Source organism: Streptomyces changanensis (assembly GCF_024600715.1).
GTDB classification, from domain to species: Bacteria; Actinomycetota; Actinomycetes; order Streptomycetales; family Streptomycetaceae; genus Streptomyces; species Streptomyces changanensis.
Genome location: NZ_CP102332.1, coordinates 4074312 through 4089071, shown reverse-complemented (window position 1 = coordinate 4089071; position 14760 = coordinate 4074312). Strand labels below are relative to the sequence as shown.

Annotated in this window: 7 protein-coding genes; 1 reads left to right on the top strand and 6 read right to left on the bottom strand. The window is 76.3% G+C overall.

The window, feature by feature from the left end; translation table 11 throughout:
* Nucleotides 1-30: 30 nt before the first annotated feature.
* From NRO40_RS18275 to NRO40_RS18255, 5 genes are all read right to left on the bottom strand, one after another.
* Nucleotides 31-1698 carry a succinic semialdehyde dehydrogenase gene (locus tag NRO40_RS18275; protein ID WP_058942729.1) on the bottom strand — a complete coding sequence of 556 codons (1668 nt, stop codon included), beginning with the start codon at nt 1696-1698 and terminating at the stop codon, nt 31-33.
* Between the two features lie 332 nt (nt 1699-2030).
* Nucleotides 2031-3896 (bottom strand): serine/threonine-protein kinase, encoded by a 1866-nt coding sequence (locus tag NRO40_RS18270; protein WP_408057023.1) that lies wholly within the window; start codon nt 3894-3896, stop codon nt 2031-2033.
* Between the two features lie 116 nt (nt 3897-4012).
* On the bottom strand, nt 4013-5800 hold the full coding sequence (locus tag NRO40_RS18265) for a serine/threonine-protein kinase (protein ID WP_058943117.1): 1788 nt from the start codon (nt 5798-5800) through the stop codon (nt 4013-4015).
* Between the two features lie 163 nt (nt 5801-5963).
* Nucleotides 5964-8723: a protein kinase gene (locus tag NRO40_RS18260; protein ID WP_058943155.1), complete on the bottom strand. Its 2760-nt coding sequence runs from the start codon at nt 8721-8723 to the stop codon at nt 5964-5966.
* A gap of 145 nt (nt 8724-8868) precedes the next feature.
* Nucleotides 8869-11157, bottom strand: a complete 2289-nt coding sequence (locus tag NRO40_RS18255) for a serine/threonine-protein kinase (RefSeq protein WP_058943118.1) — start codon at nt 11155-11157, stop codon at nt 8869-8871.
* Between the two features lie 158 nt (nt 11158-11315).
* Here NRO40_RS18255 and NRO40_RS18250 point away from each other — a divergent pair, with 158 nt between their 5' ends.
* Nucleotides 11316-12386, top strand: a complete 1071-nt coding sequence (locus NRO40_RS18250) for a serine hydrolase domain-containing protein (RefSeq protein WP_058943119.1) — start codon at nt 11316-11318, stop codon at nt 12384-12386.
* A gap of 490 nt (nt 12387-12876) precedes the next feature.
* Here NRO40_RS18250 and NRO40_RS18245 read toward each other — a convergent pair whose 3' ends face one another.
* Nucleotides 12877-14583, bottom strand: a complete 1707-nt coding sequence (locus NRO40_RS18245; protein ID WP_058943120.1) for a glycerol-3-phosphate dehydrogenase/oxidase — start codon at nt 14581-14583, stop codon at nt 12877-12879.
* Nucleotides 14584-14760 lie beyond the last annotated feature (177 nt).

Here is a 14760-nt window from a genome sequence, read left to right as displayed (position 1 = left end):
CCTCGGTGGGGGTGGGCGGCCCGCCCGTCGTCAGCGCAGGCGCAGGGCCTTCATCAGCCGCAGGCTGCGGCTCATGAACGCCGCGTACTTCTCGTCGTCCATGCCGAAGGAGGGGGCGAGCGGCATGAGGCGCTGGTGGGCGACCGTCTGGGCCTCGGTGTACTTGAGGATGCCCTCCGAGCCGTGGCGCCGGCCGAGGCCGGAGTCCTTCATGCCGCCCATCGGCGCCTGCACGCTGCCGTACGCGGCGCCGTACCCCTCGTTGATGTTGACGGTGCCGGCGCGCAGCCGGGACGCGACGGCGAGGCCGCGGCGGCCGTCCTTCGTCCAGACGCTGGCGTTGAGGCCGTACGGGGTGGCGTTGGCGCGCTCCACGACCTCGTCCTCGTCGGTGAAGCGGTACACCGAGACGACCGGGCCGAAGGTCTCCTCGCCGCACACCGCCATCGGCTCCCGTACGCCGTCGAGGATGGTCGGCTCGTAGAACAGGGGGCCGACGTCGGGGCGGGCGACACCGCCGGCGAGGACCTCCGCGCCCTTCGCGACGGCCTCCTCGACGTGCCGGACGACCGTCTCCAACTGCCGCTCGCCGACGAGGGAACCCATGTCCGCGCCGTACGCGAGGGCCGTGCCCAGCCGCATGGCCTTCGTCCGCGCGACGAACCGCTCCAGGAAGGCGTCGGCGACGGACTCGTGGACGTAGAGGCGCTCGATGGAGATGCACAGCTGGCCCGCGGAGGAGAAGCAGGCGCGGACGGCGCCCGCGGCAGCCTTCTCGACGTCGGCGTCGCGCAGCACGAGCATGGCGTTCTTGCCGCCCAGTTCGAGGGAGACGCCGACGAGCCGGGCCGCGGCGCCCTTGGCCACCTCGCGGCCCGTGCGCGTGGAGCCGGTGAACGAGACGTAGTCGGCGTGCCGGACCACCTCGGGGCCGACGACCGGGCCGTCGCCGAGGACGACCTGGAACACCTCGGCGGGCAGCCCCGCCTCGACGAGCAGGTCACGGGCCCACAGGGCGGTCAGCGCCGTCTCGGTGTCGGGCTTCATGACGACGGCGTTGCCGGCGGCGAAGGCGGGCAGCGCGTCGCCGACGGACAGCTCCAGCGGGTAGTTCCAGGGCGAGATCTGCCCGACGACCCCGCGCGGCTGGCGCAGCTCCGTGACCTTGGTGAGGGCCGGTACCGCGCCGCCGCGCCGCTTCGGCCCCAGGTAGGCGGCGGCGCGCACACCGTAGTGGCGGGCGGCGAGGGTGACGGCCTGGACCTCCTCGTGGGCGTGCAGCCGCGCCTTGCCGGTCTCCAGCTGGATGAGGTCGAGGACCTCCGCCTGGCGCTCCAGCAGCAGGTCGTGGAAGCGGAGCAGGACGGCCGCGCGGCGGCGGACCGGGGTGGCGGCCCAGGCGGGCTGGGCGGCGCGGGCGCGGGCGAACGCCTCGGCGACGTCCTCGGGGGTCGACTCGGGCAGCTCCGCCAGCCGCTCCCCGGTGAAGGGGGTGTGGTTGGCGGTCCGGCCGGAGCCGACGACGCCGCGGACGAGCTGGGCGACGACCTCGGGCGTGACGACGTCGGCGGCCGTCCGCGCGGCCGCGGGCGCGAAGGCCACGGGGTTGGTCGCCCCCGGCGGCACGGGCGCCGACGAGGAGGTGGCCGGCGTGGACGTGGATGCGGTGGCGTTGGCGCGGGCCTGCGTGTCCGTCATGGGGGCGAGGGTATGCGGGAGCGGCCGCTTTGGGTACCCGGCGGTAACGTCTTTTCGCCGGGCCTCCACATCGCGCCAGTGTTCACTGGCAGATAACCCCTGATCAGCGCGTATCCACACCCGTCGGCGGAATGTGACGGGGCTCGCCGGACGGCGGCGGCGGGACGCGGCGGTGGGGGCGGACGGTCGCGGGCCGTACGGGGTGCGGAGGGCGGCGGCGGGGCGCGGGGGGCGGAGCCGGACGACGGCAGGTGGGGGGCGCGGAGGGCGGTGGCGGGGCGCGGGGGGTGGGGGTCGGGCGGCGGTGGGGGCGCGGGCGCTGGCGCGGGGCGTCAGCGCGTGGTGAGGAACAGGACCACGCCGAGGGTGACGGCGACGGCGATGGCGACGACGAGGGCGACGACGAGCGGGGCGGCCGCCGGGGCGGCCGGTCGGCGGACCGGGGCGGGGCGGCGGTCGCGCCCCGATCGCGCGAGGAGGCCGCGGCGGGCGGCCCGGCGCGCGCCGGAGGACGCGTCGGCCTGGCCGTGGGGCGGCGGGCCGTAGGGCGAGGGCGCGTCGGCCGGCGGGCCGTACGGGCCCGCCCCGTACGGCGGGGAACCGTCGACGGACGGGCCCGGCACCGCGATCGGGGACGCGTACAGGGGCGGCCCGTACAGCCCCGGGTCGTCGGCGGGCGACCTGTACGGCCCCGGATCGTCGGCGGGCGACCCGTACGGCCCCGGATCGTCGGCGGGCGGCCCGTACGGCGACGGCGCGGCGCCCTCGGGCGCGCCGGGCGGCACGGGGACGCCCGGCGTGAGCGGCGTGCCGGGCACCGGCTGGGCGTCGGCGTCGAAGGGTACGGCGTCGGGCAGCACCGCGTCCGCCGGCTCGGCGCCCGGGGGCGGCGGCGTGGGCAGCGTGGGGGCCGCGGGGCCGCGGTCCGGCGGCTCGGGGGCGGGTGGCGGTAAGGGCGGCTCCTCCGGCGCGCCGCGGGGCGACGACCTGTTCGGCAGCGCCCGCACCATGTGCCGGACGCGGTCGCGCGCCCGGGCCGGCGGGACGGTGTGGGAGCGGGCGCCCTGCGGCGCGTCGCCCCGCTCCCCCGGCGCGCCACCGCCCTGGGCCTGGCCGTCCTCGGGCCGGTCGTGGGCGGCGGGGGCGTGCGGGTCCGGCGGCGGTACGGCGTCCCGCGGGCCCGCGTCGCCGGCTCCGGGAAGGCCACCTCCCGGCAGGCCGGCACCCGCGAGGCCACCGTCCGGAAAGCCGGACCCCGTCGGACCGGACCCTGCCGGACCGAGCGGGCCGGGGTCCGGGGCGCCGGAAGCGGGCAGGGCCGGGCCGGGCGGCATCGCCGCGTACGCCCTGAGCAGCCGTTCCGCCTCCACGACGTCGATCCGGCGCGCCGGGTCGCGCTCCAGCAGACCGCGCACCACGGGCAGCAGCGGTCCGGCGGCGGCCGGCGGACGGATCTCCGCCTCGACCACCGCGTGCAGCACGCCGCCCAGCGAGTCGCGGTGGAAGGGGGAACGCCCCGTCATGACCGCGCAGAGCAGCACCCCGAGCGACCACAGGTCGGCCGCGGGTCCGGTCTGGTTGCCCTGCATCCGCTCGGGCGCGGTGTACTCCGGCGACCCGACGAACATGCCCGACTCGGTCAGCGTCGTGGCCCCGGCGAGCTGGGCGATCCCGAAGTCCGTGAGGACGACCCGCCCCGTGGCCTCCTCCACCAGCACGTTGGCCGGTTTCAGATCCCGGTGGAGCACCCCGATGGCGTGGGCGGCGCGCAGCGCGGACAGCAGCGCCAGCCCGATCCCGGCCGCCTCGCGCGCGTCGACCGGCCCCCGCACCGCGATCCGCTCGGCCAGCGACACCCCTTCGACGAGCTCCATGACGATGAAGGGGACGCCGTCCTCCTCCACCACGTCGTGCACGCAGACGATGTGCGGGTGGTGCACCCGGGCCACGGCGCGCGCCTCGCGCAGCGTCGTGTCGACGGCCGCGTCCGCGCCGCCCGTGGCCCCCGTGTCGACGTGGAGCTCCTTGACGGCCACCGGACGGCCCAGCAGCTCGTCGTGGGCGCGCCACACGGTGCCCATGCCGCCCCGCCCCAGCCGCGCCTCCAGGCGGTAGCGGCCGACGATCCGCCGCTGCTCGCGCGCCTCTTCCTGCGCCCGCCCCGGCTGCCCGGGGTGCTGCGGACGCGACGGGTCCACGGGGTGCTGCGGACGCCGGGGGCCCACGGGGTGCTGCGGATGTTGCGGGTCCCCCTGCTCCTCCGGTCTCCACCCTCCGACCGACACGGCCATCTCCTCCGCTCGCGCCGAGGAGGTCACCCCCCGGCGGGTCGCCAGTGGCGCAGCACGATGTCGAACTGCTCCCGGGTGGTCGCCCAGTCCTCCTCGGGAGACGACATGTACAGCGCGTACTCGGTTCCGTCGTCCGTGTAGTACACCTGGTCGATCGCGTGGCGCTGTCCGGGGTGTGTCCTCTTCTCGCGCCAGGTGAACTCCCAGAGACAGGATTCCTGTCGATCTCGGAACGTATTCTGGGTCAGCTTTACCCGTTGGTACTCCGGCAACCGCTTCTTCAGGCTCTTCTCGACGTCGAGCATGTGCGTGTACGGGTTTTCGAAGTCCGGAGCGTCGTCGACGCTGATCCGTATGCGGTGGCGGCCGTTGTCCGGCGTGTAGTCGATCTGGTCGCCGTCCATCTGCCGCTTCCAGCCCGGGGGCACGGCGAGGCTGAAGCCGAGTGGGTCCTCCACGCGCCGCCACCCCTCCGGCAGGCCGCCGGCCTGTACGGCCGACGTGCTCGGATCGGGCGTGGAACCGGTGGTGGAGCCGGTGGTGGTGGTGTGGGCGCCGCGGCTGCCGTCCGCGTACCGCATGCCGGCGAAGCCGGCGCCGGCGCCCACGGCGGCGGCGAGCACCAGCACCAGGGCGGCCCTGCGCCAGCGGGCGCGCCCGCCGGGGCCACCACCCACGGGGGGCGCGTGCGGCGAGGCGTGCGCCGTCCCCGTGTTTCCGTGCGCCGGGGGTGCCGGACGCTGCGCGGGTACGGCGGCGGGGTGCCGGGCGTCCGGTCCGGAGGCGGCACCGGCGCCGGAAGCGGTACCCCCGGTACCGGATCCGGTACCCGACCCGGTCCCGGACCGGTCGGCCCGGGAGCCCTCACGGGGCACACGAGTCCCGTGCGCCTCCCGAAGCTCACGCAACTCCCGCAGTTCGTCCGCCGAGAGGGAGCGGGTGGCGACGTACGCCTGGGCGGCGGAGGGCGTGCGGCCCTCCATCGCCTCGATCAGCATGCGCTCGGTCTCGGCCGCGTCGGGCCGGTCCGCGGGGTCCTTGCGGAGCAGCGCGGTGATCACCGGGGCGAGCGGGCCGGCGTGCCCGGCGGGCTCCGCCTCCTCCGTCACCACGGCCTGCATGGTGCTGATCGGCGAGGACCGGCGGAACGGGGACGCGCCCTGGACGGCGGTGTAGAGCGTGGCCCCCAGCGCCCACAGGTCCGACGCCGGGCCGGGGTCCCCGCCGCGGACCCGCTCGGGCGCCAGGTAGTCGATGGAGCCGACGAGTTCCCCGGTGCGGGTGATGGTGGAGTCACCCTCGATGGCGGCGATGCCGAAGTCCGTGAGGAGGACCCGGCCGTCCCGGGCCAGCAGGACGTTGCCGGGCTTGACGTCCCGGTGCAGCACGCCGGCCGCGTGCGCCGCGCGCAGCGCGCCCAGCACGTGCAGCCCGATCCGGGCGGCCTCGCGCGCGTCGATGCGGCCGTCGGCCCCCGCCTTGACGGCGTCGGCGAGCGAGGGGCCGTCGACGTACTGCATCACGATCCACGGGCGGTCGTCGTGCTCCAGCACGTCGTGCACGGTGACGACCGCGGGGTGCGTGATCCGCGCGGCGGCCCGCGCCTCCTTCTGGGTCCGGGCGTGCAGCACGACCCGGTCGGCCTCGGAGACGTACTGGCCGGCCGTCAGCTCCTTGACCGCGACGGTACGGTGGAGCACCTCGTCATGGGCGCGCCACACCTTGCCCATGCCCCCGCGACCGATGGTCTCCCCCAGCCGGTAACGGCCGGCGAGTACCAGCCCCGCGCCCATGCCCTGAGTGTGTTCCACGTGTCTCCGCTCGGCCCCGCCCCGCTGCTTCGCAGCAAGGTTACGGAGGGTGTGCGGGTGGCGGAACCTCGGGGCGGCCACGGAGACCGCACCGTGACGAGCCACCCGTCGTCTGGCGCGAATTCGCCACTGAGGGTGACGCGCCAGAGGCCCTGGCGGTTCGTCAACGCAGCGCGCGGTACACCCGTGTGGCCTGTTCGTAGACCTCCGAGACCCGGTCCCGCTCGACCTCCGGGCCGATGGCCTGGACGACGTGGTAACGGTCGCCGACCAGCAGCGCGAGGTTCCGCACGTACACCTGGCGGCCGTTGGCGTCCTGCCAGGTGAACTGGCCCTCCGCCATCGCCTGTCGGCCGACGTCGACCCGGCGCAGCCCGCTCGCCGTCGCCCAGGACGAGTCGCGCCACGGCTGGAGCTCCCGCTCCCTGGCGCGCTGGTACTCCAGCGGGTCCGCGCCGGCCGTGCGGACGGTGTCGCGGCCGGGGACGACGATCAGCGTGAAGTCGCCGTCGGAGTACCGGACCTGCCCGATGTCGTTGATGGGGCTGCGCCGCCACGTCCGGTCCACGCCGATGCGGAACCCCTCGGGGTCATCCCGCACGACGTAACCCTCGGGCAGCGCGGGCGCGGTGGGCGTCACGGCGTTCGTCGAGGGCGCCTGCCCGCCCGGCGACGGGCTCAGCGAGGGCTCCGGCGCCGGGGCGGGCACCTGCCCGTGCGGCGTGGTCGCCGTCGGCACGGCCGTGCCCGTCGGCTCCCGGGACTCGTCGCGCGTCCCCGCCTTCGGCATGAACACCGCCGCGTACGCCAGCGCGGCACCCAGCGCCAGCAGTATCAGCAGCAGCAGGGTGCGCCCCAGGGCGCGCGGGCTGCCACCGCTCTGGCGGCGGTCCCTGGCCTTCTTGTGGCGGTGCCGGGCGGGCGCCGGGGCGGCCGTCCGGCGCCTGCGGACGAGGTCGCCGCGGCGGCGGACGATGGGCAGCCGGGCCGCGTCGACGGACGGCATGGGCACCACGGACGAGCCCGCGTCGGGCTCCGGTGCCGAGCGGACGAGCGAGCGCAGCCAGCCGCGCAGCTCCTCCACGTCCGGGCGCTCCGTGGGGTCCTGACGCAGCAGCGACTCGACGACCGGCCGCAGCGCGCCGCAGTCCTCGGCGTACGCGGGCGGCTCGGAGCACACCATCTGCACCAGCTCGGCGGCGCTGTCCTCGGGGTAGGGCGCGTGGCCCTGCAGGACGCGGAACAGCAGCGCGCCGAGCGCCCACAGGTCGGTGGCCGGGCCGATGGGCGGGGCGAGCTGCCAGGTGCCGTGCACGGGGCCGGCCTGCTCGGGCGCCCAGCGCTCGGTGACGGCGCCGACGAGGGTGATCCTGGCCTGGCGGGCCCGCTCGGCCTCCAGCGGCGTGCCGGGGCCGCGGTACGCGCCGCCGTCGGCGCTCCCCGCCCCGGCCGCGACCGGTACGGGGGCGGGGGCCTCGCGGCGGGGCGGCGGGGGCTGCGTGCCGCGGCGCTGGGCGTCGGCGCTCAGGGCGGCACGGGCGCCGCCGTACGGGGCGACGTCGCCGTACGGGGACCTGCCGCCGCCCGCGGAGACCGGCCCGTCACGCCAGGTGCCGGCGAGCAGCGCACGCGGGGGACCACCGCCGGGGCGGTGGTCCCGGGGGGCGTGGGGGCCGGGGACGTGACCGTGGCCGTGGCGGGCGGGACCGTGCCCGGTCCGGCCGTGGGGCGCGCCGTGCTCGTCGTCGTCGGCGGCGTGGGTGTCGTGGTCGGCGTGGTGCGCGGTGTGGTGCGCGGTGTGGTGGGTGTCGTCGTCGGTGTAGTCGCCGTCGTCGGTGTAGTGGGCGTCGTCACCGTCGTCGGCGATGCGGTCGGCGGCCTGGGCGACGTACTGCGGCTCGTAACCGCTCGGCAGGGCCGGCGGGCCGGGCGGGAGCGGCGCCGGGGCCGTCCCGTGGGCGGGCACGTACCGGCCGCCGCGCCCGGCGCCACCGTAGGCGCCCCCGGCGTGGCCGTCGTCGTGGTCGTCACCGTGGGAGCCGTCCCGGGAGGAGCCGTGCGCGGGCCGGTCGTACGGGCGGTCGGCGTACGCGTCCCCGTCGTCGTACACGCCGGAGCCGTCGTCGTACGCGTCCCCGTACCGGTCCCGACCCGCCTCGCCCTCGAACGCGCCGACGGCCTCGCCCTCCTCGTCGACGTCCTCGTCGACGTACGCCCCGTCGAACCCGTACGCCCCTTCGTCCTCGTACGTCCCCTCGTCCCCGGCGGCGTCGTCCTCCTCGTACGGGTGGACTTCCGCGTCCTCGGTGAGCGGCACCGGGGCGTAGCCACAGAGGGCCTCCTCGGCGGCGCCCGCGGCGAGGCCGCTGAGGACGACGCGGCCGTCGTCGCAGACGAGGACGGTGCGGGCGGTGACGTTGCGGTGGGTCCAGCCGTGGACGTGCAGGGCGCGCAGCGCGGTCAGCACGTCGGAGGCGATCTCGGCGGCGCGGTAGGCGGTCAGCGGCTCGTCGCGGACCAGCGCGGCGAGCGGCCGGGCGTCGATCAGCTCACTGACGATCCACAGCGAGCCGCCCTCGGTGAAGACGTCGAAGACCTGGTCGAGGCGCGGGTGGTCGGGGATCCGGGCGACGGCCTGCACGGCCTCGACGGCCCGCCGGACGGCGGGGTCGACGGTCGCCCGGACGGCCGTGCGCTGCGCGGCCCGCCCCGGGGGGCGGCGGTACGGGTCGTCGGCGTCGACCACCTCGGCGTCGACGGTCTCCGGCAGGGGCAGCTGCCGGACCAGGACCTCCTGGCCGCTGTAGGTGTCGAAGGCGCGCGTCTCGACGGGCCCGTACGCCCCGCTCCCGCCGTCCTCGTCGGCGGGCGCGAGCGGCAGGCGATAGCGGTCGGCGAGCACCCTTCCCGCGTAGTCGTCCACGACGCCTCCCAGCAGCACGCTGTCCCGCCGGCTCCCCCGATCGCACCGACCGTCCGAAGCCGTCAATTCCTGATCGGTTCCTGTGCGGTTACCCGTTTGATTCAGCCTTGTACGGTCCGGGCGCTCTCACGATACGTGCCCGCGGTCAGTCCGTGGGCCGGAACGTCGCGAACGCCGTGTTCCGCAGCGTGGTGCACGCCGGCTCGTTCCACTCGGCGGACTTGCAGGAGATCATGATCGCGTAGCCGTGCGTGGCGTCGACCTTGAAGCCCCTGTTCAGCACCCATACCCGCTCGCCGCCCTGATTGCGCTCGAACTGCCAGTCGGCGACGGTCGGGTAGCCGTTGTAGGAGACCTTCTTGATGCCGTGGTGCGCGTAGCCGTTGCTGCTCGCGGCGACGGCGCCCATGGCGGCGGTCCACGCGGCGCGGGCGTCGGCACCCGGGCTGGCGGTGTAGTCCACCTGGACCCGCGGGAAGCCACCGGAGGCGCTGTATATCCCGCCGGAGCCGCGGCCCGCCACGCCCGTCATGCGGAAGTTCTCCGGCATGGCCATGGAGAAGTGGAAGCGGCCGTTGCTCACCGTCTTGTACCCGGCGGGGAGGGCCGTTCCGGTGCCGGGGGCGGCGGACGGCTTGGCGCCGGTCCCGCTGGTGGTGCCGGTGCTCGTTCCGGTGCCGGAGTCGGCGCCGGACGTGCCGGCCGTGGTGCCCGGCTGGTCGCCGCCCTGCTCGGTGCCCTGCCCGCCGTCGGGGCGGCCGTCGTTGCCCGCGTCGCCGCCCGTGGCGGCGGCGTCGTCCGCCCCGCCCGCGGTGGCGCCGGCGGTGGCCGCCTTGTCGCCGCCCTTGCCCTGGGCGCCGGTGTCGTCGTTGCCGAGGGAGAAGGCGAGCACGGTGGCGACGACCGCCAGCACCGCGACGAGCGCGATGGTGACCAGCGTGCGGCGCGGCACCACGTCGGTGAGCGGCGCCCGCACGGGAGCGGGCGGACCGGAACGCTCCGGCTTGGCGGGCCGGTTCTGCTTCGCGGCGGTCGCCGTAGCTGCGGCGTTCCGCACCGACCGCAGGGCGCCGCGCAGCCGGTCGGCGGTCGCCTCGCCGGCCGGGGCGGGGGCCGCGGGGCCGGCCGGGGTGGTCGCGGCGTCCCCCGCGACCGGCGGCGGCACGGGCGGCAGCGGTACGACGCGGGTGGCCTCCGGCGAGGGCTCGGGGGCCGGCGCGGCCTGAGCGCCGGTCAGCCGGAGGACCTCGGTCAGCAGGGCGCGCGCGCCCGCGTCGTCGAGGCGCTGGGCCGGGTCCTTGGCCAGCAGCCCGTAGATGACCTTGTCGAGCGGGCCGGCGTTCAGCGGCGGATCGAGCTGCTCGGTCATCACGGCGGTGAGGGTCGCGATGGCGGAGCCCTTGTCGTACGGCGGGTGGCCCTCGACGCACGCGTAGAGGAGCCCGCCGAGGGACCACATGTCGGCGGCGGGACCGGGACGCTGGCCGCGGGCGCGCTCCGGCGAGATGTAGGAGGGCGCGCCGACGAGCATGCCGGTGGAGGTGATGGACGGGTCGCCCTCGACCTGGGCGATGCCGAAGTCGGTGAGGACGACGCGGCCGTCGTCGGAGATGAGGACGTTGGACGGCTTCACGTCACGGTGCAGGATGCCCTGGCGGTGGGCGGAGCGCAGCACGTCGAGGATGGCGAGGCCGACCTCGGCGGCGCGCCGCGGGGTGAGCGTGCCGTCCTCGCGGATCACGTCGGCGAGGGAGCGGCCCTCGATGAGCTCCATGACGATCCAGGGGCGGTCGTCCTCGTCGACCACGTCGAAGACCGTGACGGCGCTGGTGTTGCGGATCCGGGCGATGGCCTTGGCCTCGCGGAGGGTCCGGGTGATGAGGCGTCGCTTCTCGTCCTCGTCGATGCTGCTGGGGAAGCGCAGTTCCTTGACGGCCACGGTCCGGCCGAGCGTCTCGTCGACGGCGCGCCACACGGTGCCCATGCCGCCGCGTCCGAGGACGCCGCCGAGGCGGTAGCGGCCGGCCAGGAGCCGCCCGTCACCGCCGGCCGCCGTGGCGCGGGGCGCCGCCCCGGCCGTGGCGGCGCCGCCGCCGGGCTTCTTGCCGACGTCCACCTTGGGGGCGGCGCCGGACCGGTCGTCCGCGGGCTCACCGGCAGCGGACACACCGCCACCGGGGCGCCCGCCACCGGGCGTTCCGCCCCCGGCGGTGGCGCTCCCGGGCGTGTCGCCCGCCGGTGACGCGCCCTCCGGCCGGGCGCCCGCCGGCGCGTCGCCCGTCGGGGCTCCACTTGCCGCGCCGGCGTCCTTCGACGTCGTGGCCTGCTCGGCCTTGTCACCCTTCACCGTCGCACCCTTCGAGGTCGTGCCCTCGCCATCGGCGCTCCGCTGAGGATCCCGCGCCGCGTCCCGCGACTGCTCCGCTCCCGACATGCGTCCCCTCTGCGTTCCTGTTTCCCGCCCGCGCCTGCCGCGTTCCGCGCGGTGCGGTAACCCGCCCTGGCAGAGCCTTCATTGTCCCTCACTCCGGGACCGGTGGTTCTCCCGGGTCCAGCGTCCGCAAGGATGACGGTGAGGGAGGGGTCCGCGCCATGGCGAAGTCGAGGACGAGTCTCGTGGTGCCCTTGGTTCTGGCCATCTGCGGACTGTCCGTCGGCGACCCGGCGGGCAAGCCCTCTCCGGCGCTGGTCATGCTGGTCACGGCGGGTGGGGCGCCCGCCGCCGGACTCCTCGCCCAGACGGCCGGGACCACCCGGTTCGAGACGACCGGCCCCGCCGTCGGCGAGGCCGACCACTTCCGCGCCGGCAGCGTCACCAAGACGTTCGTCGCGACCGTCGTCCTGCAACTGGCGGCGGAGGGGCGGCTGTCCCTGGACGACCCGCCGGCGGCGTACGCCCCCGGCCTCCTCCCGCCACCGCTGGACCACCGCATCACCCTCCGGCACCTCCTCACGCACACCAGCGGCCTTCCCGACCTCGCCCCTCCGATCCGGCCCACCACCCCGTCCGGAGCCGTCCGCGCCGCACTGGCGCGACGCCCCCCGCGCGCACCGGGGGCCTTCTCCTACGCCAACACCAACTACGTGGTCCTGGGCGAGGTCATCGCCGGCGCCACCGGCCGGTCCTACGCCGTGGAGGCGCACCGCCGCATCATCTCCCGCCTGCGTCTCACCGGTACGTCGTTCCCGGGGACGCGCACCTCACTCCCCGAGCCCCACGGCCGCGGCTACGACTCGGCGGGCCGGGACGTCACCGCCCTCGACCCCCGGGCCGCGGGCGCGGCGGGTGAACTGGTCAGCACCCTCGCCGACCTGAACCGCTTTTACGCCGCCCTCCTCGGCGGCCGGCTCCTCCCCCGGGCGTCCCTGCGCACCCTGCTCGACACGGCCCCGGCCGGCGGCCGCTACGGCGCGGGCCTGTCGCCGACGCGGCTCCCCTGCGGTGTGACGGTGTGGGGCCACAACGGCCGGATACCCGGCAGTTACGTCCGCGCCGCCGCCACGGCCGACGGGCGGCACGTCGTCACCTTCCGGGCGAACACGGACACCCTGGCCCCCCACGCGCCGTCATCGCGCGCCACCGGCAGCGCGCTGGAGCGCTCGCTGCTCGCGGCGGAGTTCTGCGGCCCGGGCCCCACCGGTCCAGCCCGCCCACCGGCCTGACGCGACCACCGCCCGCCGCACCGACCGCCGGGCTCGCCACGCGACACCGACTCCCACACCGGCCCGCCGCCCCGTGCACACGCCACCCGACGCCCACACCGCCCCGCAACGCACACCGACCCCGCCACGCACGCCACCCGCACGGGCCCGCCGCGCCACCGGCCCGCGGCCACGACACCCCGGCCGCGCCTACCGAGCCCGCCGCGCCCACCCACCCGACGCCTCACGCCCCACGCCCCGGCGTCCGGACGCCGCCGACGCCGGACACCCCCCCCGCCCCGGGAGGGCGTCGGGCCTGACGTCGTGCGCCGCGGCACGCAGCGGTACAGGGCGTGGCGGGCCCGGCCGTAGTCGCCCTCGGACGGGCGGCCCAGCGCGAGCCTGACGACGTCCGCGGCGATGTCGGCGCCGGTCGCGGCCCGCAGGAGATGGCCCATGGGGCCGCCGAGGCGGGCGTCGAGCTCGATGCGGGCGGGGCCGCCGCGCGCCCTCACAACGGCACGATGTCCGGGGCGCCGAGCCGGGCCGCGTCGGCCGTCTGGTCGTCCGGCTGCCGCTGCGACTCCCGCTCCGCCTCGACGCGCTTCTCGTAGTGCTCCACCTCCTTCGCGATCCGCTCCTCGTCCCAGTCGAGGACGCGCCCCATCAGCTCGGCGCACTCGCGGGCGCAGCCGGTGCCCCGGTCGAAGGTCTCGATGGAGATGCGGGTGCGGCGGGTCAGGACGTCGTCCAGGTGACGGGCGCCCTCGTGGGAGGCGGCGTAGACGATCTCCGCGCGGAGGTAGTCGTCGGCGCCCGTCACGGGCCGACCCAGGGCCGGGTCCTGCGCGACGAGGTCGAGGACCTCCTCGGCGAGGGAGCCGTAGCGGTTCAGCAGGTGCTCGACGCGCGCGACGTGGACGCCCGTGCGGGCGGCGGTCCGGGCCCGGGCGTTCCACAGGGCGCGGTACCCCTCGGCGCCGAGCAGCGGGACCTCCTCCGTGACGCACGGGGCGACGCGCGCGTCGAGGCCGTGGACCGCCTCGTCGACGGCGTCCTTGGCCATGACGCGGTACGTCGTGTACTTGCCGCCCGCGACCACGACGAGCCCGGGCACGGGGTGGGCGACCGTGTGCTCCCGGGAGAGCTTGCTGGTCGCGTCCGACTCGCCGGCCAGCAGGGGGCGCAGCCCGGCGTAGACGCCTTCGACGTCGTCCCGGGTGAGGGGGGTGGCGAGGACGCCGTTGACGTGGTCGAGGAGGTAGTCGATGTCGGCGCTCGACGCGGCCGGGTGGGCCTTGTCCAGGTCCCAGTCGGTGTCGGTGGTGCCGATGATCCAGTGCCGGCCCCAGGGGATGACGAACAGGACGCTCTTCTCCGTGCGCAGGATCAGCCCCGTCGTGGAATGGATGCGGTCCTTGGGGACGACGAGGTGGATGCCCTTGGAGGCGCGGACGTGGAACTGGCCGCGCTCCCCGATGAGCGCCTGTGTGTCGTCGGTCCAGACACCGGTGGCGTTGACGATCTGGTGGGCGCGGACCTCGTACTCGCCGCCCGCCTCCACGTCCCGCACCCGGGCGCCCACCACCCGCTCGCCCTCGCGCAGGAACCCCACGACCCGGGCGCGGCTGGCCACCTGCGCGCCGTACGCCGCGGCCGTGCGCACCAGGGTGGCGACGAAGCGGGCGTCGTCCATCTGGGCGTCGTAGTACTGCAGGGCGCCGACCAGGGCGTCCCTGCGCAGGGCGGGGGCCACCCGCAGGGCGCGCCGGCGCGAGAGGTGACGGTGCACCGGCAGGCCGCGGCCGTGGCCGGAGGAGAGGGACATCGCGTCGTACAGGGCGACGCCCGAGCCGGCGTACAGCCGCTCCCAGCCCTTGTGCCGCAGCGGGTAGAGGAACGGCACCGGTTTGACCAGGTGCGGCGCCAGGCGCTCCAGCAGCAGGCCGCGCTCCTTGAGGGCCTCGCGGACGAGCGCGAAGTCCAGCATCTCCAGGTAGCGCAGGCCGCCGTGGATGAGCTTGCTGGACCGGCTGGACGTGCCCGACGCCCAGTCGCGGGCCTCCACCAGCCCCGTGGACAGGCCGCGTGTCGCCGCGTCGAGGGCGGTGCCGGCGCCGACCACACCCGCGCCCACGACCAGTACGTCGAGTTGACGCTCGGCCATCGCCGCCAGCGCCGCCGTGCGCTCCGCGGGTCCCAGTCTCGCTGTCCTCACCGCTGCCTCCCGTCGCCGCCGATCCCCCGTGTGACCGGGCTCACGGGGTCGATTCTGTCCCGGCTCCCCGACATCGGCCACCGGCCCCGCGCAACCTGTGGACAACACTCGGACGACAACGGCCACCCAATACCGCATAACGGTCATATTTACGCCTAGTCTGACATAGCGCCCGCT